This is a genomic window from Paenibacillus protaetiae (genome assembly GCF_004135365.1).
Taxonomy (GTDB): Bacteria; Bacillota; Bacilli; order Paenibacillales; family Paenibacillaceae; genus Paenibacillus_AP; species Paenibacillus_AP protaetiae.
The window spans coordinates 421,104-443,021 of sequence record NZ_CP035492.1 but is presented as its reverse complement, the minus strand read 5'-3'; the positions used below and the strand labels follow the sequence as shown (position 1 = coordinate 443,021).

22 protein-coding genes are annotated in these 21,918 nt (G+C 52.0%); all 22 read right to left on the bottom strand.

The genetic code is table 11. The features are described 5' to 3' along the window. Window position 1: 1 nt before the first annotated feature. The 22 genes from yqeK to ET464_RS01725 all read right to left on the bottom strand — a co-directional run bounded on the left by yqeK (window position 2) and on the right by ET464_RS01725 (window position 21,624). Window positions 2-574 (bottom strand): bis(5'-nucleosyl)-tetraphosphatase (symmetrical) YqeK, encoded by a 573-nt coding sequence (gene yqeK / locus ET464_RS01830; protein ID WP_129437745.1) that lies wholly within the window; start codon window positions 572-574, stop codon window positions 2-4. Beyond that, complete coding sequence (gene nadD / locus ET464_RS01825) at window positions 564-1,136, bottom strand: nicotinate-nucleotide adenylyltransferase (protein ID WP_129443982.1); 573 nt, start codon at window positions 1,134-1,136, stop codon at window positions 564-566. Before nadD ends, yqeK begins: the two co-directional genes overlap by 11 nt. A 52-nt stretch (window positions 1,137-1,188) precedes the next feature. Then, window positions 1,189-1,488, bottom strand: a complete 300-nt coding sequence (yhbY, locus tag ET464_RS01820) for a ribosome assembly RNA-binding protein YhbY (RefSeq protein WP_129437743.1) — start codon at window positions 1,486-1,488, stop codon at window positions 1,189-1,191. A 51-nt stretch (window positions 1,489-1,539) separates the two neighbouring features. Continuing rightward, window positions 1,540-2,436 carry a shikimate dehydrogenase gene (gene aroE, locus ET464_RS01815; protein WP_129437741.1) on the bottom strand — a complete coding sequence of 299 codons (897 nt, stop codon included), beginning with the start codon at window positions 2,434-2,436 and terminating at the stop codon, window positions 1,540-1,542. A 40-nt stretch (window positions 2,437-2,476) separates the two neighbouring features. Next, entirely contained in the window at window positions 2,477-3,601 is a 1,125-nt protein-coding gene (gene yqeH / locus ET464_RS01810; protein WP_208543882.1) for a ribosome biogenesis GTPase YqeH, read from the bottom strand. Continuing rightward, a complete protein-coding gene (locus ET464_RS01805; protein WP_129437739.1) occupies window positions 3,598-4,122 on the bottom strand; it encodes a YqeG family HAD IIIA-type phosphatase in 525 nt (174 codons plus the stop codon). Before ET464_RS01805 ends, yqeH begins: the two co-directional genes overlap by 4 nt. Before the next feature lie 119 nt (window positions 4,123-4,241). Beyond that, window positions 4,242-5,477, bottom strand: coding sequence for an MFS transporter (locus ET464_RS01800; protein ID WP_129437737.1), 1,236 nt, complete (start codon window positions 5,475-5,477; stop codon window positions 4,242-4,244). 136 nt (window positions 5,478-5,613) lie between these two features. Next, window positions 5,614-7,899 carry a transglutaminase TgpA family protein gene (locus ET464_RS01795; protein WP_129437735.1) on the bottom strand — a complete coding sequence of 762 codons (2,286 nt, stop codon included), beginning with the start codon at window positions 7,897-7,899 and terminating at the stop codon, window positions 5,614-5,616. Between the two features lie 76 nt (window positions 7,900-7,975). Next, window positions 7,976-9,136 (bottom strand): DUF58 domain-containing protein, encoded by a 1,161-nt coding sequence (locus tag ET464_RS01790; protein ID WP_244226629.1) that lies wholly within the window; start codon window positions 9,134-9,136, stop codon window positions 7,976-7,978. A 3-nt stretch (window positions 9,137-9,139) separates the two neighbouring features. Beyond that, window positions 9,140-10,090: an AAA family ATPase gene (locus ET464_RS01785; RefSeq protein WP_129437733.1), complete on the bottom strand. Its 951-nt coding sequence runs from the start codon at window positions 10,088-10,090 to the stop codon at window positions 9,140-9,142. Between the two features lie 141 nt (window positions 10,091-10,231). Further along, window positions 10,232-10,582 (bottom strand): stage V sporulation protein AE, encoded by a 351-nt coding sequence (gene spoVAE, locus ET464_RS01780; RefSeq protein ID WP_129437731.1) that lies wholly within the window; start codon window positions 10,580-10,582, stop codon window positions 10,232-10,234. A 7-nt stretch (window positions 10,583-10,589) separates the two neighbouring features. Then, on the bottom strand, window positions 10,590-11,600 hold the full coding sequence (spoVAD, locus tag ET464_RS01775) for a stage V sporulation protein AD (RefSeq protein ID WP_129437729.1): 1,011 nt from the start codon (window positions 11,598-11,600) through the stop codon (window positions 10,590-10,592). Window position 11,601: 1 nt separating this feature from the next. Beyond that, complete coding sequence (gene spoVAC, locus ET464_RS01770) at window positions 11,602-12,099, bottom strand: stage V sporulation protein AC (protein WP_129437727.1); 498 nt, start codon at window positions 12,097-12,099, stop codon at window positions 11,602-11,604. Between the two features lie 506 nt (window positions 12,100-12,605). Then, the gene (locus ET464_RS01765) at window positions 12,606-13,502 is read right to left on the bottom strand and encodes an ROK family protein (protein WP_129437725.1); all 897 of its coding nucleotides are present in this window, start codon (window positions 13,500-13,502) and stop codon (window positions 12,606-12,608) included. Between the two features lie 168 nt (window positions 13,503-13,670). Continuing rightward, window positions 13,671-15,119, bottom strand: a complete 1,449-nt coding sequence (locus ET464_RS01760; protein WP_165279868.1) for an N-acetylmuramoyl-L-alanine amidase family protein — start codon at window positions 15,117-15,119, stop codon at window positions 13,671-13,673. Window positions 15,120-15,343: 224 nt separating this feature from the next. Continuing rightward, window positions 15,344-16,495, bottom strand: a complete 1,152-nt coding sequence (locus ET464_RS01755; RefSeq protein WP_129437721.1) for an ABC transporter permease — start codon at window positions 16,493-16,495, stop codon at window positions 15,344-15,346. 1 nt (window position 16,496) lies between these two features. Then, window positions 16,497-17,615 (bottom strand): ABC transporter permease, encoded by a 1,119-nt coding sequence (locus ET464_RS01750; protein ID WP_129437719.1) that lies wholly within the window; start codon window positions 17,613-17,615, stop codon window positions 16,497-16,499. Window positions 17,616-17,643: 28 nt separating this feature from the next. Then, a complete protein-coding gene (locus tag ET464_RS01745; RefSeq protein WP_129437717.1) occupies window positions 17,644-18,579 on the bottom strand; it encodes an ABC transporter ATP-binding protein in 936 nt (311 codons plus the stop codon). 101 nt (window positions 18,580-18,680) lie between these two features. After that, window positions 18,681-19,793, bottom strand: coding sequence for a sensor histidine kinase (locus ET464_RS01740; RefSeq protein WP_129437715.1), 1,113 nt, complete (start codon window positions 19,791-19,793; stop codon window positions 18,681-18,683). 31 nt (window positions 19,794-19,824) lie between these two features. Further along, window positions 19,825-20,481, bottom strand: coding sequence for a response regulator transcription factor (locus ET464_RS01735; RefSeq protein WP_129437713.1), 657 nt, complete (start codon window positions 20,479-20,481; stop codon window positions 19,825-19,827). Between the two features lie 166 nt (window positions 20,482-20,647). Further along, window positions 20,648-21,397, bottom strand: a complete 750-nt coding sequence (gene tatC, locus ET464_RS01730) for a twin-arginine translocase subunit TatC (RefSeq protein WP_129437711.1) — start codon at window positions 21,395-21,397, stop codon at window positions 20,648-20,650. Next, window positions 21,394-21,624: a MerR family transcriptional regulator gene (locus ET464_RS01725; RefSeq protein WP_129437709.1), complete on the bottom strand. Its 231-nt coding sequence runs from the start codon at window positions 21,622-21,624 to the stop codon at window positions 21,394-21,396. The genes tatC and ET464_RS01725 overlap by 4 nt, the downstream gene beginning before the upstream one ends. Window positions 21,625-21,918: the final 294 nt, after the last annotated feature.

Genomic DNA, 21,918 nt, shown 5'->3' with positions numbered 1-21,918 from the left:
CTCAGCCTCCTTCATTGATCTCTTCAATTAATCCGTTGCGCGCTTCTACCGTCAGCGGAAATATCCTTCTTCCTTTTTCTAGCAAAAACCCGATCGTTGAATCAAACCCGGCAAGCAGCGCCTTATCCAGACTTTGTTCGCTTAGCTCACGAATACGGTCCACCCCCGGAAACTCGCGGCCGGGCTCCATATAGTCCGCCAGGCAGACAATTTTGTCCAGCTTCGTCATCTGCCTCCGGCCCGACGTATGATACCGGATCGCATCCAGCACTTCGGCATCGGTTACGCCGTAGTCGTGCTCCGCAGCCCAAGCGCCAACCGGCGCATGCCAAAGCTCCTTGTCGTACAAAAGCAGCTCCTTCGGCATGTGCTGCTCCACTATAATCTGCTCCATACGGCTTGTTGGCCAATATTTGGCCACATCATGCAAAATAGCGGCCAGCTCCGCCTTCGCCGGATCTTCGCCATAACGTTCAGCAAGCGTTACAGCTGTCGCCATTACGCCCTCTGTATGGCGCCATCTTTTTTCCGGCATTTGCGAACGGACCGATTCGATCATTTGCTCACGATTCATACCAGCCATTCCTCCTTATCAGCTCATGCACGTTATCCGGGACGAGATACCGGATCGACTGCCCCGCCTTCAAGCGCTCGCGGATGTCTGTAGATGAAATGCCGATCGGCGGCATATTCGCCAGCCTTAGCCTGTGGTTCAAATAACCGGGCAGCCCTTCAAGCCGGATCGGCGTATCCGGCCGCTCCAGCCCGATAAAGCCGACCAAAGCGGACAGTTCCTCGATCCGGTGCCACTTCGGCAAATCATTAATCCGGTCGGAACCGATAATATAATAGAAGTCATGCTCCGGATACTGCTCGGTCAACTGCCGCGCCGTATCGTAAGAATAGCTCGTGCCGCCGCGCACGAGCTCGATATCCAGAGCCTGATACAAAGGATTGGTTTTGACGGCTTCCTGGACCATTTCATACCGGATCAGACTTTCCACGCCTGGTTCATTGTCCTTTAGCGGAGGCAAATAGGACGGAATAAACCATATTTCGTCCAGACCGCATGTATCGCGGGCCGTCTCTGCTGCAATCAAATGCCCGATATGAATAGGATCAAAGGTTCCGCCCATGATGCCAATGGCAGCCACTTGCGCAGCGCCTCCTGTCGTTTATCTTCCTTCGTTACGCCTTTGCAGGCAGCTCGATTTTTTTGTTGTCTTTGGATTCTTTATATAACACAATCGTTTTGCCGATCACTTGAACGAGCTCGGAACGGGATTCTTGTGCCAGTTCCTGGCCAATTTCCTTCGGATCATCCAGACAGTTGTTCAGTACCGATACTTTAATAAGCTCGCGCACTTCAATGGCATCCTCAATATGCTTGATGAGATGCCCGTTAGTGCCGCCTTTGCCTACTTGAAAAATAGGCGTCAGGTGATGCGCCAGCGAGCGCAAATACCTTTTTTGTTTGCCAGTTAACATGCTATTCATTTCCTTCTTTCTTTCCCTAATATACTTATGCCCCGAATTATACTAACTCTTGAGCGAAGCCATTACCGTCTCGCGCATCGCATGAACGGGAGCAGGCCTGCCTGTCCAATATTCAAAAGCGATGGCTCCCTGATGCACAAACATGCCGAGACCGCCGTGAATCCGGCATCCGCTTTCCTCCGCTTCCTTCAAAAAACGGGTAACTAACGGATTATAAATCAAATCGCTGACAACGGCTCCTTCACGTATCCAGCCTTTGCCGACCGGCGTATCCTGAACGTTCGGATACATGCCTACCGATGTGGTATTAATAACGAGGTCCGCTTCGCCGCATGCTTCCTGCAGGCGGTCATTTGCTATCGCCTGCAGCTCGGCGCGGCTGCTGAAGGAACGAGCCAGCTCTTCCGCTTTGTCAATCGTGCGGTTCGCAATTGTAATGCGCTCCGGCCGCTCGCCGGCGAGCGCGTAGACAATTCCGCGCGCGGCTCCGCCTGCGCCGATGACCAAGACCCGTTTGCCGGAGATGTCCGGCATCGCTTCTTCCTTCAAGGAGCGGACATAACCGACGCCATCCGTGTTGTAGCCGGTCAGCCGGCCGTTATCGTTAACGATCGTATTAACTGCCCCGATCGCCAGCGCGCCCGGGTCAATCTCGTCCAGATGCTTCATAATATTCAGCTTATGAGGAATCGTCACGTTGACCCCGCGTATCCCCATCGCTTTCACCCCGGCGATAAAATCAGCCAGCTTGTCTTCCGTAATATGAAACGCGGTATAAACGCCATTTATTCCGGTTTCCCGAAACGCCCGGTTCAGCATAATCGGCGATTTCGAATGGCGGATCGGATCGCCGATGACGCCATACAGCACGGTATGGCTGTCAATTCCCTCGCCTGCTTCGGCCGCCAGTGCAGCTCCAGCTGCGCTTTCTGTTGCCATCGTCCTCTTCTCCCCTTCGTCCGCGGAATCCGGCTTCCTTTTATATAATGGAATTGCGGAGCAGCACTTTAACGCCTTTTGGCGCGTATACATCCAGCAATGCGCCGGCTGTGCTGTTCACTTGAATCCAGCCGAGACCGGAAATAAAGACATCCTTTTGCTCCCCGCGCCTTACGCGCAGCGAATGACGCGTCCAGTCCGGCATTTCCGCCAGCTGCTCGACCGATGGTCCGCCAAGCAGCCCGCCGCGATGCTCCGCATAAAGTACTTCAGCCCGCTCCAGCTTCGTGCGGTGCAAATTAAGCGCGTTCGATACGTAAAACGTAAACGACTGGCGTTCGCCTTCCACAAAATCAAACCGGGCCAAGCTGCCGATAAACAGCGTCTGGCCGTCGTTCAGCTGATACACATGCGGCTTGATCGGCTTATCCGGCAGCAGCGACTGCAGAAAGCCGCGCGGCACAATTTCGGTCATCCGGGAGCTGTAGACGATCCCCGGCGTATCAATAATCGACTTGCCGTCATCAAGCGGAATATGGATCGCATCGAGCGTTGTGCCCGGATAACGGGAAGTGGTGAGCTCCTCTTCCATATCGCTGTAATCGCGGATCAGCCTGTTAATGAGCGTAGACTTGCCGACGTTGGTCGCGCCAACCACATAGACATCGCGATCGCCGCGGTATCGGTCCAATGCTTCGATCACATGGTCGAAGCCGATGTTTTTCTTGGCGCTGCACAGCACAACGTCAACGGTTCGCAGCCCTTCCGCTTTGGCCTGCTGCTGCACCCAGTTGCGGATCCGGTTCAAATTCATCGCTTTAGGCAGCAAATCCACTTTATTGACGACCAGCAGCACCGGATTGCTGCCTACAAAACGCTGCAGCCCGGAAATGAGGCTGCCTTCAAAGTCAAACAGGTCGACAATATGGACGACCAGACTGTTGGTAGCCGCGATGCCGCCCAGCAGCCGCAAAAACTCGTCCTGGTCAACGGCTATAGATGCCGCTTCATTATAATTGCGAATCCGGAAGCACCGTTGGCAAATAACCGGTTCGCGTTCCAGTGCAGACTGGGGCACATAACCCAGCTTGTCCGGATGTTCGGTTTGCAAGCGCACGCCGCAGCCGGCGCATGACTCCTCTTGCAATTTCAGTCGTTCCGTCACTTCATTTCCCCCTCAACCCATAACCCTTTTTTCCGCAGGCGGGCGAGCACGATACGCTCCAGCTTGCGGTTAACGCGGGTTCCTATTCCTTCATCAGCAGGCGATATAGGGAGGACGAGTATGGTGAACAAGCCGGTCCGCTTGCCGCCGAATACGTCCGTCATCATCTGATCCCCGATGACGACCGTCTGCTCCGGCTTTAAGCCCAGCTCGTCCAATGCGCGTTTGAATGCAACCGTTCTCGGCTTTCTAGCCGCATGTATATACGGAATTTGCAGCGGAACCGCAAATTTGGACACTCTCGTTTCATTATTGTTCGATACGATTACAACGCTGAAGCCAAGCTCCCTGACCTCATCGAGCCACAAAGTCAGCTCCGGTGTAGCGAGCGCTTGCTTCGCTCCGACAAGCGTATTATCCAAATCCGTTATAATGCCCCGGATGCCTTGCTCCTTCAGCTCTTGCAACGGAATTTCGTATATCGAATTCACTCGCATATTAGGTATAAATCTCTCGAACATTCCCACTGACCCCTCTACTTTTACCTGCTACCTTACGATAGCTTACCATATAAACGGAATTTGTTGCAAAAACCATTAGCTGTCCGGAATTTATACCAGAATAAGCCGGAACACGGCTTTTAGGCAAGCCCCGGCTTCTTGATCGTATCCGGATCAATTCCTTTGGTTTCGCGGCCAAAAAAGAGCACCGCCAGCGCGCCGATCACAATGGCTGCAAAAAACACGGTAAATACGGAAGAGACAGCAGTATGCCGGTCAATCAAATAGCCGACCAGGTACGGGCCAATCACTCCGCCAACCCGGCCAAAGGCGGTGGCAAACCCGACGCCGGTCGCCCGCACCTGCGTTGGGTACAGCTCCGGCGTATAGGCGTACATGCCGCCCCACGCCCCCAAATTAAAAAACGACAAGCAGGCGCCGGCCGTGAGCAGCATCCCTTCGGTGCTGGCGTTTCCAAACCATAAGGCGCTGGCCGCCGTAAGCAGCAGATACAGCACAAGCACAAACTTGCGGCCCAGCTTCTCAATCAAATAAGCGGCTGTGAAATAGCCGGGAAGCTGGGCAAGCGTAATGATGAGCACGTATTGAAAGCTTTTAACAAGGCTGAAGCCTTTGATTACCATGACGCTGGGCAGCCAAAGAAACATGCCGTAATAGGAAAACACGACGGTAAACCATAGAATCCATAACACGATCGTTTCGCGCCGGTATTGTTTCGCCCAGACGGTTGATATCCGTTCACCAAACGTCAGCCGCCGACCGGCTTGTGCCTTATAACGGGGCGAATCCTCAATCGAGCGCCTCAAATAGACCGCGTAAAAAACCGGCAGCGCCCCGATGATAAATGCCACCCGCCAGCCGTAATCCGGAATAATAAAATAGGAAATAACAGCGGAGACAAGCCAGCCAAGCGCCCAGAAGCTTTCCAGCAGCACAATAATCCGCCCTCTTTCCTTCACCGGAACGGATTCCGAAACGAGCGTGGATGCGACGGGCAGCTCTCCGCCAAGCCCAAAGCCGGCAATAAAGCGCAGCACGCAAAGCATCACAAATCCGGTTGCCCATGCGGATAAGCCGCTCGCGATTGAAAAAATAACAAGCGTCCATAATAAAACGGAACGCCTGCCCATCCGATCCGCCAGCGATCCGGCCGCAGCCGCACCAACAGCCATGCCGATGGAGTTGATGGCCGATATGGAACCGATCTGGCTGGCGGACAAACTCCAGGCAGCGCCAAGCGCTGCGACAATAAAAGAAAGCATGCCGACATCCATTGCGTCAAACATCCAGCTGAAGCCGGCATTTACAAGCAGCCTGCGCTGCTTTTTATCCTGAAACCACGAAGTTTCACTCATAAGGAATCCCCTTTATCCGCAGAAATCGTCTTTATTTGGTAATATGGGCGAAACCTGCCGTTTTTATGAAATCTAAAGGAGGTAATGCAAAGCAAAAACAAGCCCGGCGGATAGGCCGGGCTTGTTGCAGATTCCGTTATTTGACTTCCGCAATTATCGTTTTAATCTTCACCGTAAACAATTCAGCTTCTTCCGCCGTCGCGGCAAACGGACTGTATTTGGCCAGTTCAAACCGGTCCAGCACCTCGTTCAGCTCGCCGTTAAGCCGGATTCTTGACCCGCTCCAGCGGCCGATAGCTTCACGAAGCGTTTCATGCTCCGCCCGAATAAGCCCTTTGCGCTCGCATTTGCGCAGCAATCGGCCTGTCTCCCATACAATCCGGTCATTGGCGCTAAACGTACGGAATCGGTACCTTTCCCATGCATCCGCAATAGCTTGGCGGCGAACCCATCCTACTACTCCAGCAGCAGCAAGCAGCAATAAGCCGGCTATGCCGCCGATCAAGCGGAACGGGAATGAGACTGACTGCTCCTTCTCGCCGGGCTGCTCAGTCTGGTCGTCGGAAAGGTCCGGCTGGACTGGCACATCTGGCGTATCTTTGCTCTCGGCAACCGAATAAGGGAACGAGAAACCGGATGTCGGCTCAAACGGAATCCAGCCGAAGCCGTCAAAATAAATTTCCACCCAAGAATGGGCGTCCGAGTTCCGAACCGTATACGTGCCGGTACCGTCCGGATTAAGCATCGGCACCGGTTCTTCGCCAGGCACCCCGCTGTAACCGGGACTAGCCGGCAAAGCGCCGGGCGCAAATCCTTTCACCCAGCGAGACGGCAGACCAACCGACCTCGCCATAACCGCCATGGCCGTAGAGAAATAGTCGCAATAACCTTCCTTCAGCTCAAACAGGAACTGGTCAACAAAGTCATGGCTGGAGCCTGATGCCACCTTGCTTAAATCCGGATGGTTGGTGTACGGATAAGCCGTTTGCAAATAATGCTCCAGCAGCCTGGCTTTGTCGTAATCGTTGGCGGCAGGATCCGTAATCTGCTTCGCCAGCTCGGCTACGCGGGACGGAAGCTTGCCCGGCAGTTGCAAATATACCGCATTCCGGGCATTATCGGACTGGCTGCCCCATCCGGCATGTGTTTGCCGGATGGCGTCTTCGTCCAACACAATCACATCCGATTCAATGGAGTACGTTAACGGATATTCCGAGTTTTTGTCGAGGCGAAGCTCGGATTGGTCCGGATACCAGTCCATCGGAAGTTTGGAGATGGATTCGCTGTTATTGACCCAATTCACTTTAGCTATTGTGGCAGCGCCAAACAGCACCGGATACTGGTCCGCCCTTATCATTCTGACTGTCTGTTCAACGGGCGCAGTGGCAGCAAGGCTTCTGTTCTCATTGGACGAAAACGGTTGATGCGGAGTAACCGCAATCCCTTTTTTGTCATCAGATTCATCCCAGCCGGTTCCGGTGTAAACATCTTTGGTTTCTCCCCGCCAGTAACTGCGCTGAGAGGATGTCACTTCCATGACCGGCGAGTAGTCAAAATTAAAACCTCCGCCAAGCTTGCTGTCGCTCCGCGAATACCCGGAGCTTGTATCGGCCGTCGTAACGGGCTGGACGCTGCTGATCGCTTTATTCCCGATAAACGTTTGCACCGTCTCCCCTTTGGATTCCCTCCAAATCGTATACGGATCTTGAAGAATAGGCGATATCGTTGGCATCAGCAATCCGCCGATCATCAGCACCGCCAAAATAACCGACATCGGGGCAAACAGCTGGAACGGATATTCCAGCAGCTCTTTCCAGCTTGACGGATGATGCCGCTGAAAACGGGCCAAATGGCTGGCGACGAGCCAAATTAAGCCGACCAGCACAACCCACGCCACGTTATCCCAAAGCCATACCGGGGTAAACGAGTCGGTAACGGTTAACGTCGTCAGTGATGCCGCTATAATGCCGAATTTGCTGGAAGGATACGACACCCAATAAACAAACAGCGTATAAATGATAATTAAGGAAGCGCAAATCCAGATAAAGCTGCTCAGCTGGGACAAATGGATATGCAGCCATTCTCCCCGCCCGCCAAGCTCATCGGCCGAAAGCCAGGTAATATCGTGATAAGCATCTGCAATCAGAACGATAATAAGAAGAGAGATGAGAACCTGCAAAATTAATTTCCATACTCGCCGTCCGCCAGGGACCGCGATCTCAATAACAGCGCTGCTTAGTATGGAAAGGCTGGCGATCAGCATCGTTTCTTTCCACCAGTAGCCATCAAATACGGATAACGACTGCCATAATATAATGGCTACAAGTAGTTTGGAGAGCTTGTCGTACCATACAATCCGTTTGCCTTTGGCTAATGCCGTTCCCGCTGCCTGCTGCGCTGATGACGCCATCACCGTACTCATGCCGCTCCGCCTCCTTCGAGCAGCTTCGGCAAATCCTGCAGCTGGCTGATTGAAAACACCGGCCAGCCTCTGCCTCTCATTTTTTCGTACTGCGTTCTTTCAGCCGTCCCCCATCCGCTGCAATATGCAGCAAACATGGCGACATGCCTTGGCGGTTCAGCCATTCCATGCAAGGCAGTACATTTTTCATCTCGTCAGCTGTTATCAATACCGTGAAGGTGCCGGCATCGAGCAGCGATTCGGACGCCTGGAGCGCAGCGTACAGCCTGCGGCTGGCATCAGCGTCAACGTTAGTCAAATGCTTCATGACCATGCTGCGCTGGTCCACTCCCGGCTTAGGCTGCACGATGACGGGCTTGTCGCCCGCGGACAGCAGCCCCATAACGGTGTCCCCTTTCAGCCCGCTGTCCGCAAGCGATGCGGCAATGGACACCGCGAGTTCGAACAGCTCCGGCTTGCTGGCCGGATACGCCCCTGCGTACCGGTCCAATATGATCATCGTACGGGGTAGCGACTCCCGCTCGAATTCTTTGGATTTCCAGTCGCCGGTCTTGGCCGTTGCATTCCAGTGGACGCGGGATAACCGGTCGCCATATAAGTATTCGCGCACACCGTTAATTTGTGTCGTCTCCTTGGAGGAACGCGGGGCGATCGCATGCGAGAACGGCCCGCGCGCGCCGCGCTGTATGCCTTGCCATCGTCGGAGCGGCACCACTTGCGGTAAAATCGTAACGTTGCCTGCGGATTCGAAAATGCCTTCATGCTTAAACAAACCAAAAATATCATACGTCGAGCAAACCGTTTGTTCAAACCGGTATTCGCCCCTTGGAAGCGGAGGCGTCTCATATGCAAGCTCGCCGGTCCGCCGCCAGTCCAATATAAAGGAACCGTCAAATTCTAAATGCTGCCCGTTATGGCGGACGAGCCGGTCACGGACAATTACATACGGGATAGGATAAATGCCGGGAACTTTAATCTGCAGCTTGACATGCAATCTGTGGCCTGCAAATAACGAACGTTCGCCAGCGGCGGATTCTTCGCTTTTGACAGAGCGGCTGCCTTGTACGCCTGCAATGCCGCTCCATCTGCCAAGCAGCAAATAGAAGAGCAGCAGGTTTAAAATCATAAACAGCATCAGCGAAGTTCTGCCGCCCTGGAACAATACGTACAACAAGCTGACTGCATAAATAGCCGCAACAAGACGCCAGCGCATATGAACCGGATTTACTTTCCTCATCGCTTATCGCTCCAGCCGAACCGGCACCTTTGTCCGCTCCAGAACGGAGGACACAATATCGGATGCCTTTACGCTGTTCATGCGCGCTTCCGTGTGCAGCAACAGCCGGTGGCTCAGCACGTATGGGGCAAGCTTCTTTACATCATCCGGCGTCACGAAGGAACGGTAATGCAAATAAGCGGAAGCTTTGGCCGCTTTAGACAACGCAATAGCCGCCCGCGGGCTGGCTCCGATGAGTACGCTTCCATGTTCACGCGTTCCGCGTACGATCTGCACCAAATAATTAGCCACCGCATCGTCGATATGAACGTTTAATACTTCTTCCCGGATCGCCCGGATATCCTCAATAGAGGCGATCGTCTTCACGAAATCCGACGGCTGGCCTTGCCCGCCGTTCATAATCATGCGGAATTCATCCAGTTCGCTCGGGTAGCCAAGCGACAGCTTCATCATAAACCGGTCGAGCTGGGCTTCAGGAAGCAAATACGTGCCTTCGAATTCAATCGGGTTTTGAGTAGCAAGCAAAATAAAAGGATCAGGAAGATCGTACGTTTCCCCGTCGACCGTTACTTTGCCTTCCTCCATCGCTTCCAGCAAGGCGGATTGCGTTTTGGTCGTGGCGCGGTTAATTTCGTCAGCTAACAATATATTGGCCATTACCGGACCCGGACGGAAAATAAACGTTTCTTGTTTCGGATGATAAATCGACACGCCGGTAATATCGGTAGGTAATAAGTCCGGGTTGCATTGAATACGCCTGAACTGTCCGCCGATCGTTCGAGACAGCGCTTTAACAAGCTGCGTTTTGCCCGTGCCCGGGACGTCTTCAAGCAGGACATGGCCTCCGGCCAGAATGGAGATCAGGAGGCGTTCGATCTCTTCTTGCTTGCCTAATATGCAAGATTCCAGATTTTGCAGGATAGAAGAACATAATTGCATCAGACGGGTATCCATTGTAGTAACCTCCTGAAAATAAAGTAATAAAGATAGGCGATTACTACTATTTTACAGTAGCTGTGTAGGATTAACAAATGTTTGGCCGCCAAAAAAAATTGGAGAATCCCACAGGACTCTCCACCTTTTGCCGGTATGCAATTAACCTTTTGGCCGAACGACCAGCGCAGCTAAAAACGAGAAAATGATCGCTGCCGAGACGCCGGCGCTTGTGACCTTAAATATGCCTGAAATGACGCCGATCCAGCCGCTGTCGTGCAGTTCGGTCAGCGCGCCGTGCACAAGCGAATTGCCGAAACTTGTAATCGGCACGGTTGCCCCTGCTCCTGCAAAAGCGACAAGCGGCTCGTACCAGCCCAAGCCGTCCACAATCGCTCCGATTACAACAAGAGTAGCCATCGTATGCGCCGGCGTCAGCTTGAGCACGTCAAACATAAGCTGGCCGACTACGCATATCGCACCGCCAATAACAAAAGCCCATAAAAATTGCATCGTTTCATTACCCCTTTCCGCTTATCGCAACCGCATGCGCGATACATGGAATGCTTTCGCCCTGCTGGAAAGAAAGCGGCGACAGCAGCGCTCCGGTTGCCGCAACAAGAATCCGGTTCAACTCGCCGCTGCGAAGCTTCTTCAGCAAGTGCCCGTACGTGACAACCGCCGAGCAGGCGCAGCCGCTGCCGCCGGCTTGTACCTTCTGTTTATTGATGTCATAGACCATCAAGCCGCAATCTTTAAAGATGGTATCTTCCATCTTGACGCCATCCCGCTGCAGCAGCTCCTTTGCAATCGGATGGCCGACGCTGGCCAAGTCGCCCGTTACAATTAAGTCATAATCTTTGGGCGAACGGCCCGTATCATTAAAATGGGCAGTAATCGTGTCTACCGCGGCCGGTGCCATCGCTGCTCCCATATTAAACGGATCTTTAATGCCAAGGTCGATTACTTTGCCGATGGTAGCGCATTCCACAACGGGGCCGTTCCCGGACGCCGCAACGATTGCCGCTCCCGCTCCCGTTACGGTATATTGCGCAGTAGGCGGCTTCTGCGAGCCGTATTCCGTCGGATATCGAAACTGCTTCTCCGCCGTGCAGTTGTGGCTGCACACACCGGCCATCACATAATTGGCCGACCCGGAATCAACCAGCATGGAGGCTGCCGCCAGCGTCTCCATTGATGTCGAGCAAGCGCCAAACATGCCGAGGTACGGAACGCCCAGCGAACGGGCGGCAAAGCTGCTGCTTATGATTTGGTTCAACAAATCGCCGCCGAAATAAAATTCGAGCTGGCTTTTTTGAATGCCCGCATTTTGAATAGCAAACTCCGCAGCCTGCTCCATCAGCAGCCGTTCCGCCTTCTCCCAGCTTTTTTGCTGCATATCCAGCTGCGGATGAACCAGGTCAAAGTCGTCTGCAAGCGGTCCGTCGCCTTCGTCCGGCCCTACGACCGTTGCAGCGCCGATAATGACCGGTTTATTGTTGAACCACCAAGTCTGCTTGCCCTTCAGCATGTCAATGCGTCCCTCCCGTGCCGAAAATGAGATGCGCAATGCCAACAAAAAACGCCGCTACGGTGCCGTAAACGATAACGGAACCGGCCAGCTTGAACATATTGCCGCCTACGCCAAGCACAAGTCCTTCGCTGCGGTGCTCCAATGCGGCGGAGCACATGGAGTTGGCAAAGCCCGTTACCGGCACGGCCGTACCGGCGCCCGCCCATTGGGCAAATTTATCGTAAACGCCCAAGCTGGTTAAAATAACGGAAATAAAGATGAGTACAGCGACCGTAGGGTTGCTTGCCTCTTCTTTCGTCATGCCCATCAAGTGCACAAACAGCTGGGAAATCGCTTGGCCTAATACGCAGATGGCTCCGCCGACAATGAAAGCGCGAATGCAATTGCCGAATACCGACCTGGCAGGCTCGCGTTTTTTGGCGAACGCCTGATATTCTTTAGATGACATCGTCATCTTTTTATACTTGCTGCCGCCGGCGCTGCTCGTTGCCGCCATCCGAACCCCTCCTTTATTCACTGGGAATGATCAAATGCCTTTGTTCATTATTCGTCATATCCGGTTCGATTATGCCATGAACACGCTCCTTGCTGCTGCAGGCGGAACAGCTTGCGTTCCGGACATACACGGACATGCATTCGTTCCACTGGCCCCGCAGCCATCACAAACACAAAAAAAGCTTGGCTGCCGGTGCAGCAATCAAGCTTTTTTCGGGATTTGCTTATTCGGATTTCGCAGCAGCTGCGCAAAACTCAGCCCAAGGTAAGCAAAATGACAACAAGCAAAATGTACAGCACCAATATAAAAATCGTCATACCGCTTGACGCCGTTGGCGCGCCTTGATAGCACATTCGATATACCTCCTGTACATGGCTTCTTCATGCAGTATATGCGCCTATCCGCAAAAGCGGAGATTGTCCCTGGAAAAAGCGCTAAAGCTGCACCTTGCTGTATAAGATACAGCAAGGTGCAGCAATCCCATCATCTTTCCATCATGGAGTTCACTACGAATTTCTCTGCCCTGCAAATTCCTGAAGTGCATTAATGCCAAGCGCCACGGCGCCGGACAGGCCTGCATTATCGCCAAGGCCCGGGGGCACGATATAGGAATCGATTCCGCCGGCAAGCTGCGGCACATTGACATACCCGTTTAAGGTGCGCTGTACTTCTTGGCGGATAAGCGGGAACAACTGCTCCTGATGCATCACGCCGCCGCCCAAAATGATTTTTTTCGGCGCAAGCAGCAAAATCGCCTGCGACAGCGCTTGTCCGATATAATAAGCTTCCATTGCCCATGCCGGATGATCAGCTCCCAGCTCGGCTCCTTTTACTCCCCAGCGCTTCTCAAGCGCCGGACCAGCAGCAAGCCCTTCGAGGCAATCGTTATGATAAGGGCAAAATCCTTCATAATGGTCTTCGGCATGGCGACGCACAAGCACATGGCCGCCTTCCGGATGCATAAAGCCGTGGATGAGGCGCTGCTCGGCATAAACGCCAACGCCGATCCCTGTTCCAACCGTATAATAAAGGCAGCTGTCCAGCCCTTTGGCTGCTCCCCATTTGGCTTCGCCAAGAGCTGCGGCATTGACGTCCGTATCCCAGCCGAACGGCAGGTCAAACGCTTTTTTCAGCTCGCCCAGAAAAGGATAGTTCGACCAGCCCGGCTTAGGCGTCGTTGTGACGTAACCGTATTCAGGACTGCTTTTATCAATATTAATAGGGCCAAATGTTCCTACCCCAATCGATTTCAATTCCTTGCCGCGAAAGTATTCAACGATGCGGGGCAGCGTCTCGCTAGGCTGAAGAGTCGGGAAACTAACCCGGTCGATAATTTCACCTTGCTCATTGCCAATTCCACAAACTATTTTAGTACCGCCTGCTTCAATTGCGCCAATATACATAAATCAAGCACCTCTCCTGTCAAGTAATCGATTTCAATCTTTTTTGAGTGTACCATAATCAACCTGCGCATTGGGCTTTTTTTCATGAAACAGACCGTTCGTCCTGCCCAAAAAGGCTGCCCTGGCAAAGCCTTATCCATTGGCTTTGAGGGCAGCCCTGCGGCTGTACTATGAAAGTTTTAAATATTGCTTGATACCGGCCACAATCTCTGCGGCGATCCGGTTCTGAACCTTGTCGTCAAACACGGTATTGACATCCGTCTGATTCGTCAGAAATCCCGTTTCCAGCAAGATCGCCGGCATTGTAGTTTCTCTGGTGACATGCAGGCTCTCCTGTTTCACGCCGCGGTCTTTAAGGCCTGTCCCTTTCACAAGATGGGAATGGATAACATCCGCAAGAGATTTGCTTGATTCCCTTGTGTAATAGGTTTCCGTACCGGTTGCCGTCCCTTTCGGATCACTGTTCGCGTGGATCGATATAAAAATATCCGCTTTGTTTTGTTCGGCTATAGTAACGCGGTCGGCAAGCCCAACGTACTTATCTTCCGGCCTGCTCAGCACAACTTTAATCTGCTTCTCTTGATCCAGCAGCGCTTTAAGCTTCAGCGAGATTTGCAGATTCAAATCTTTTTCCCATCTGCCGTCTACACTTCTGGCGCCGGGGTCCGTTCCGCCGTGGCCCGCATCAATGACGACCGTATACACTTTGCCGCCAGACGTCTGGCCGTCCCCTGCCGGTACACCCGGAACGGAAGGATCTGTCTGCTGCCCGGTGCTGCCGTTATTGCCGGAAGGTTCTCCAAGCTGAATACGCAGCTTACCGGGATCGCTGTCATCCAGAACCACATCAGCATCCTCCGCCAAATCCAGCACCAGCCTGGCCGTATCCGGATCTTTGGCAAACAGCGAGTAGCGGACGCCAAGCAAATACGGGTTATCTGTTACCGGGAGCTTAACCTCGGCGCCGGCAAACAAGGCAGATGGGCCATATCCCGTATTAGGCAGATCAATAACGATACGTTTGGGGTTGTCCAGTTTAAAAGGGACGTTCGGATGCAGCTCACCTTCGTATTGGACAACAAGACCTTCCATGCTATCGTAAGATACGGAAGAGATTAACGCGCCCGGATCGGCAGACGGATCGTCTCCTTCTTCCTCGTCAACCGGGTCCGTCTCTTCTTCACGCGTAAGATAAACGGATTTCGTAGCTTGATCCCAGTTGACGGCAAGGCCCATCTGCTCTCCGACGAACCGTAAAGGAATCAGCGTTGTTCCCTGGTCGATCATGGCCGGAACGTCGAGCTGCACCGGCACATGGTTAACCAGCGCGCTGTCATCGTTAATTTGCAATACAATTTCATTTTGGCCGTTATGTATGGTGACGGTTTTGGTATCCTGCTGCCAGCCAACCTGGTAGCCTAAGTTTTCAGATACGATACGGACCGGCACAACCGTATATTTGCCTTGCACAATCTGGGGCGGTACGCTCGCTTGCAGCGGCTGGCCGTTTAAAAACAGCTTTGGCACAACAGCAGCAGACTCGGCTGCTTGTCCCATTCCGGAAAAAAGAGGAAAAAACATCGACATAAACAACAGCATTAGCGCAATTTTTTTCATCTTCCACCCCAATGATGATGAATTTATCCGCAACCGAATGAGTCCATTCGACTTTTGTAGACGAATAAGTAGACGCATTTTAGCAGAAAAAGTTGCGCCAAATGTAAAATTCATACACCGGTTTATTTGGCAGCCGCCCCGATCGCAAAAAAAGGCGAAAGTTGCCGCCAAACGGCATCTTTCGCCCCGATTCCGTCAATTACGATTGAAGCAGCGAGCCTGTATTATACAAAGTTTCGCGTGTCATTATTGCGTCCGAATTTGTATACGGCCAGCAGGAAAAATACGGCTGCAAAAGCTAGCAATATAACAAAATTCATTCCAATGCCGGAGAGGCTGGCGCCGGACTGGAGCTGCTCAATCGACTGCAGCACCCACCGCTGCGGCAGGAAGTCGGCAATGCGCTGCACATAATCCGGCATAATTGAAACGGAGAAGAAACAGCCGGAAATGAGGCAGGTCGGCGTAATGACCAGGTTTTGAATAGCTCCTGCTGCAGCGGAGTTTTTAGAGAACGATACAATGACAAGCGAGATGCTGACCGATACCAGCGCAAATATACCGAGCAGCAGAGCCAGTATCCCCATAGGCACGCCGGGGTCAAGATTAAACACGTAGCGCATGCAAACGAGCACAACAACAATTTGCGCAAGCATTACGATTACATTAACGATAATATTGGAAAGCACATAAACTTTGGCCGATACCGGCGAAGACAACACGCGGAAATACGTCCGGTTTTCGCGATTTTTTAATATAAGCTCCGATAGCCCTACTGCCGACATCATCATAAACAAAATGAGAAACCCGACAGATTGATACGACATTTCTTTTTTACTGGACGCATCATTAACCGATTGTGCGGTAACGGCAAAGGAGTTTTGCCTGTAGCTGTCGTACAGCCGTTCGAATTTGCCCGAATCGCCGCCCGACAGCTGGACCATGCCGGATACATTATTGATATAGCTGGCGAGCATCGACTTCATATAAGATGTTGCCGATGCCCCTTTGACCGATTCAACCGCAATATGGTCCGGGCTGCCGGACAGCACGCTTGCCGAGAAACCCGGCTGTAAAATCAGGCCGCTGTCCAGCTTGCCGTCAAACAGCTGCTGCTTCAGCTCCGGTTCTGTAACGTCAACCAGCTTTACATTTTGCAGCGATTTTAAAAACGCTACCGTATCCGAAGCAATCTTCTCGCTGCCGTCCCCGTTCACGACCCCGATCCGCATTTCGGCCGGCGTTCCCGAACCATACAGCAGTAAAGAAAGCAGCACGCCGGCAAGCGGAAGCCCGAAAAACAGGAGCAAATTTATCTTTTTGCGGAACGTCATCCGCAAGGTCGAACCTACCAGAAACGATAATTCATTCCACATCTTATATCCCCTCCTTACGGCGCATCGTTATTACCGTCATCGCCAGAAATAAAACCGAAAATCCGCCGTATAAGCCAATTGCCGGCCAGGCCGCCGATGTGTTGCCGTCGTAAATGATATTCATCAGCGCGCTGCTGCCCCAGCGGATCGGCGACAGCGACGCTGCCGTGCCAAGCATGCCGATATTTTGAACCGGAAAATAAGCGCCTCCGAACAAAGTGGCCAGCTGGATAATGATCATTACAAGCCCGCGTGCTCCGGCCCCCTTTACCAGTTCGCTTGCGGCGAAACCAAACAGCGTGGCCATAACCGCTTCGGCGAGCAATACGGCAATTACCCACACCAAATGTTCGCCCCAGTACGCGTTAAACACCCATTTGCTGAAAAAGATAATAATCAATAAACAAAGCAAGTTGACGAATATACTGCCGATGACTTTGCCGATCACCATCTCGCTGCGCCGGACCGGGGCAGCCATCAGCCTTGTTGATGTTCCTCGAGTCACCTCGGCGCGAACAAGATTAACGGCGGAGATCGCTCCCCACAACCCGATCATTACCGCCATGGATACGGCGTAATAGTCCATCGCTCCCGGACTTCTGCCCGGCGCTACCGACTGCTCCTGAATATAATCCGACCCGGTGCCGGTGTTCTGCAAATAGAGCTGTACTTCCTGGTCTCCGCCTTCCTTCGCTACAGCGGCAGCCGCATTATATTTGTCTGAAAAAGCGTTCAGCATCCCCTGAACAATATTGGCCTCCATCATCTGGCGGCTGCTGCTGTACTGCATAATGCCCGAGTCGGACAGCTCCACATAAACGGCATAATGGTTATCTTCCACTTCTTTGCGCCCGTTGTCTCCGTCCTTCAGCGGTTCGAATGTGATGCCGGTTGACGCCAGTTCATGCTCGAAAGATGTAAACGCGGATGCCAGCCCGCCGCTGCTCTCATCATTCACCAGCACTTTAATGCCGTCCATCTTCACATTGCTGTCGAACGCATCGGATAAAGCAAAGCCAAGCACGAGCATAAATATAAGCGGAAACGCAAGCATAAATATGAATGTTCCGGTGTTGCGCAAATAATGCTTCATTTCCTTCAGAGCAAATAACCAAATCATGCGCCAATTCCCCCTTTCCCGCGATAAATTAATCCCGAAGATTACGTCCGGTTAACGTTAAAAATACGGCTTCCAAATTCGGTTCGCGTTCCTCAACCGTTCGAATTTCCGCCCCTTCGCCCATCAGCGCTTTTAGAATCAGGTTCAAATTGTCGACGGATAAATCGCTGTAAGCGTGGATTACATTTTCTTCCTGAAGCGCCTTTGTTACACCCGGCAGACCATGAAGCCGCTCCGCTTCATTGCCGCGCGCATTTTTCAGCTCTATTACAATTTCTTTCATTTCAGTAATAATCGCTTTCAGCTGCTCTTTCGTACCTTCCGCAATAACTTTGCCGTGATCCATAATGGCGATGCGCGAGCAGATTTCTTCGACTTCCTCCATGTAGTGGCTCGTGTAAATAATAGTGCAGCCCGATTCGTTCAGCTTCCTCACCGATGACAAAATATAATTGCGGGACTGCGGATCAATGCCGACGGTTGGCTCATCCATAATGATCAGTTTTGGTTTATGCGCGATGGCACAGGCGATGTTCAGCCTCCGCTTCATCCCGCCGGAGAAGTTTTTCGGGTAGTTTTTGGCCTTGTCGGACAGCCCGACAAAATCAAGCGCTTCTTCCGTTCTCTCTCGCAGCTTGGCGCCGCGAAGGCCGTACAGTCCGGCAAAAAAACTGACGTTCTCATAAGCGGTCATATCTTCGTATATCGCCAAATCCTGCGGCACAATGCCAAGGCTTTGCTTGGCGAACCGGCTTTGCGACTTAATATCGCGGCCCAATATTTGAATTTCGCCGCTGGACGGCTGGAGAAGCGAGCATACCATATGGATGGTCGTGCTTTTGCCTGCACCGTTAGCGCCCAGCAAGCCGAAAATTTCCCCTTCCCCTACGCGCAAAGACAAATGGTCAACCGCAATAAAATCGCCAAATTTTTTCGTTAAGCCGCGCAGTTCCAATACGTTCATAAGATTCACTCGCTTCCTTCGTTTGTTTGATTGAGTTTATTATAGAAAAAAGGGATGCCCTTACGTCAGTGCATAAGTTCATCCCTTTACTATGGGAAATCTCATATATTTACGGCGCGAGGGATGAGAGTCGTCACGGTAAAGCCATGATTGCCGTCAGCCACTACCGTTCCGTTTACGGCTGCCGCCCGCTCCTCCATGCCGATCAGCCCAAGCCCTTTCACGATTTTGGCCGCTCCTTCTCCGTCATCGGACACAACCGCTTTAATATACTGGTTCAGGACGCTGACCTCGATATGAACGGCGGTTGCGCCGGCATACTTGGCCGAATTGGTTAACGCCTCCATCACATTCTCATAGATGACCTTCCATTGCAGCGGCGTAATGACCGCGATATCACCTTGCTGTATAACGGTCGTCTGCAAACCCGTCTTTGCCCCAAACCGCTCCACCGCCGTCCGCAGCCGCCCAAAGCCAAGCTGCTCCAGCTGGGGTTTCGTTTCCTTTAACGTTTGGCGGATTTGCTCAATGCCGTCCTTGGAAATCGCAATCGCGTTGTTCAGCAGCCCTTCCGCAGCTGCTTGATCCCGGCTCAACATGATTTTGGCCGCTTCCATTTGGATCAAGGCTCCCGTCATGGCATGTCCAAGCCCGTCGTGAATCGCCTGGGCAAGCCGGTTGCGCTCTTCCAGCTTCACCAAATATTCGCTTGCTTCCGCAAACTCAGCATTATCGTTCAGCCGCCGGGACAGCTGCTGCATCCGGATGCGCAGATCATCCAGCTTGCCCTCCCGTACATGCAGCCCTTTCACATATAAACGGACAACGGCGTTATTAAAGAAAACAAGCAGCGCGATAAACCCATACGACACATACAGCTCGTCAGGCAAAAAAAACAGAGGCGCCAGCACGAGAATCAGCGCCTGCCACTGCCTGCGTACATAGAAGCCGGCCAGCTCCAGCAGGCTGAGCGGGATCAGCAGCCAAAAATACGGGGTTTCAAACTTCCCCGCCAATATCAATAACAAAAGCACTGCGGCGGCCAGCGCCTTTTTCGCTTGCTCCGCCTTGGCGATATGTACAATTAAATTCAGCCCCACATAAAGCAAAAAATAAAGGACATGCGATTGCGGAGCTTTGTCGCCTGCAAAATAAGCGATCGCCACAACATAAAACCATACTATCAATTTATTGCCGACAGTCCATAATTCCATCTCGTTACGGCGCTCCTTTGATGATGGCCACTTAGCTTATTTTGCCCGTCAAATAATAGATGGCGATTTGCGTGCGATGCTCCAGCGCTGTTTTATTTAATATAGAAGTAATATAATTGGCCGTTGTCCCTTCGGAAATAAACAGTTCCTTTGATATTTCTTTATTGGAGCGGCCTTTCGCAATAAGCGACATAATTTCAGCTTCCCGCTCCGTAAAAGGCGACAAGTCGATGGCGCACTGCGGCTCGGCGTCTGAAGATACAGCCGGCTGGGAGCCAAGCGAGCTTCTCAGCTTTTCTGCAATGACATCCTGGAGCACATTATTGCCGTAATAGACGCTGCGAATGGCATCCCGGATTCGTTCCGGATCGTTGTTTTTCAGCAAATATCCTTTGGCGCCGAACCGGACCGCTTCCACAATAAACTCATCATCATCAAACGTCGTTAAAATAAGCGGTTTGGTTGCCGTCTGCTCCACAATAAGCCGGGTTGCTTCCACTCCGTTCATAACAGGCATCCTGACATCAAGAATCGCCACATCCACTTCGTTTGCTTGGCAATAGTCCACCGCTTCCTTGCCGTTTTCCACAGCGCCCAGCACTTCGAACTCGTCAAACGTATTTAAAATTATCCGCATGCCCTCGCGGATAAACGAATTATCGTCAGCGATAAGGACTTTGATCTTCACGGGCTGCGTCTCCCCTTTCTAGTATTCCGTATCCAGTGTACCTCATTGGGAATGCGCTGGAAATGGCGTCTGCAAACATTTGTTATCCATAACCATAAAACAGAGGCGGAGAATGAAATTCTCCGCCTCTGGATACCGCAAACCGGCAGCAGCATCAGACGATGCTTTAAGCCCCCGCCGCTTCTGCAAGCGCTGCGGTTCTTCTGCCATAAACAATCCGGGATAATAAAACACTAATCTCATACAACACGACAAGCGGAACAAACACCATCAAGTGAGAAATAAGCTCCGGCGGCGAAATCAGGCTTGCTACGATCACGAGGATCAAATAGGCGTACCGCCGCATCTTGAACAGCAGCTTTGGCGTCAAGACGCCGATTTTGGTCAAAAACATGACGATGACCGGCAGCTCAAAGGCGATTGCAAGCGGAATAACGATGTTGAACATGAATCCGAAATATTGCGCAACGCCGTATGTCTCCACCAGCTCCAAGCTTTTGGTCATCCGCGACGTAAATGCGAAGCTCATCGGGAACACGACAAAATAACCAAATGCCAGCCCGGCCAGGAAGCAAACCGCACTGTACGGCACATACCGGAGCGCCGCCGAACGCTCAACGGGATGAAGCCCTTTTTTCACAAATCCCCATAGCTGATACAAAATATACGGCAGCGACACTGTCAAGGCGATAACAAGCGCAATGCTCATATACATCCGAATGCCGTCCCAAGGCGAAAAGACGTTCCACGTCATTTCCGAGCCGGGCGGCACGCTTTTTAAATAAGCAAGCACTTTCGGCGCCAAATATAATCCGACTCCAAGCGAAAGCAGCACCACGATCAGTATTCTCCAAATACGGGTCCGCAGCTCGCTTATATGCGCCAGAAGCGTCATGGTCTCCTCTACGCCTCTCATTTGCAGCACAACCTTCCGGATTTTTTTAAATCAAACGTGTGAAAGCCATCCCGCAGTTTCTCATTAATTTCCTTCAGCCGTTCCACATCTTCAAACGAAAACTTCCTTGCACCGCCTTTGGTTCTTACCGGAAAAACGAGCTGCTTTTCTTCATAATAACGAATTTGCCTTTCCGTCAAACCAGTCAAGTCGCAAACGATTCCGATGCTCATTACTTTGTCCTTCATCGTCCAACGCCTCCCCCAGTGCTTTTCAATTTTAATTCAATCTTTTACACAAATGTTAGAAAAACTAACACCAAACCTTCTTGCTCGAGATAATAGCAAAATGTTTAAACTTTTGTCTATGGGACTGTTCACCCTCTCCTGCTTATCCATCTAGTAATCCGCCTCGTTCGGCCGAAGGTGCCCACCCGTGAAAAACAATGGAAAAAATCAGGATTTTCCCTATAAAATCGCCGCTATTTCAGCTTTTTGGATCATGGTTAATTATTCCTAGTTTTCAATTTTGATTCATTATAC

Coding starts and splice junctions, on each gene's coding strand:
- yqeK (WP_129437745.1), bottom strand. CDS start 574: ATGAATCGTGAGCAAATGATCGAATCGGTCCGTTCGCAAATGCCGGAA.
- nadD (WP_129443982.1), bottom strand. CDS start 1,136: ATGGGCGGAACCTTTGATCCTATTCATATCGGGCATTTGATTGCAGCA.
- yhbY (WP_129437743.1), bottom strand. CDS start 1,488: ATGTTAACTGGCAAACAAAAAAGGTATTTGCGCTCGCTGGCGCATCAC.
- aroE (WP_129437741.1), bottom strand. CDS start 2,436: ATGGCAACAGAAAGCGCAGCTGGAGCTGCACTGGCGGCCGAAGCAGGC.
- ET464_RS01805 (WP_129437739.1), bottom strand. CDS start 4,122: ATGTTCGAGAGATTTATACCTAATATGCGAGTGAATTCGATATACGAA.
- ET464_RS01800 (WP_129437737.1), bottom strand. CDS start 5,477: ATGAGTGAAACTTCGTGGTTTCAGGATAAAAAGCAGCGCAGGCTGCTT.
- ET464_RS01795 (WP_129437735.1), bottom strand. CDS start 7,899: ATGAGTACGGTGATGGCGTCATCAGCGCAGCAGGCAGCGGGAACGGCA.
- ET464_RS01790 (WP_244226629.1), bottom strand. CDS start 9,136: ATGAGGAAAGTAAATCCGGTTCATATGCGCTGGCGTCTTGTTGCGGCT.
- ET464_RS01785 (WP_129437733.1), bottom strand. CDS start 10,090: ATGGATACCCGTCTGATGCAATTATGTTCTTCTATCCTGCAAAATCTG.
- spoVAE (WP_129437731.1), bottom strand. CDS start 10,582: ATGCAATTTTTATGGGCTTTTGTTATTGGCGGTGCGATATGCGTAGTC.
- spoVAD (WP_129437729.1), bottom strand. CDS start 11,600: ATGCTGAAGGGCAAGCAGACTTGGTGGTTCAACAATAAACCGGTCATT.
- spoVAC (WP_129437727.1), bottom strand. CDS start 12,099: ATGGCGGCAACGAGCAGCGCCGGCGGCAGCAAGTATAAAAAGATGACG.
- ET464_RS01765 (WP_129437725.1), bottom strand. CDS start 13,502: ATGTATATTGGCGCAATTGAAGCAGGCGGTACTAAAATAGTTTGTGGA.
- ET464_RS01760 (WP_165279868.1), bottom strand. CDS start 15,119: ATGAAAAAAATTGCGCTAATGCTGTTGTTTATGTCGATGTTTTTTCCT.
- ET464_RS01755 (WP_129437721.1), bottom strand. CDS start 16,495: ATGTGGAATGAATTATCGTTTCTGGTAGGTTCGACCTTGCGGATGACG.
- ET464_RS01750 (WP_129437719.1), bottom strand. CDS start 17,615: ATGATTTGGTTATTTGCTCTGAAGGAAATGAAGCATTATTTGCGCAAC.
- ET464_RS01745 (WP_129437717.1), bottom strand. CDS start 18,579: ATGAACGTATTGGAACTGCGCGGCTTAACGAAAAAATTTGGCGATTTT.
- ET464_RS01740 (WP_129437715.1), bottom strand. CDS start 19,793: ATGGAATTATGGACTGTCGGCAATAAATTGATAGTATGGTTTTATGTT.
- tatC (WP_129437711.1), bottom strand. CDS start 21,397: ATGAGAGGCGTAGAGGAGACCATGACGCTTCTGGCGCATATAAGCGAG.
- ET464_RS01725 (WP_129437709.1), bottom strand. CDS start 21,624: ATGAAGGACAAAGTAATGAGCATCGGAATCGTTTGCGACTTGACTGGT.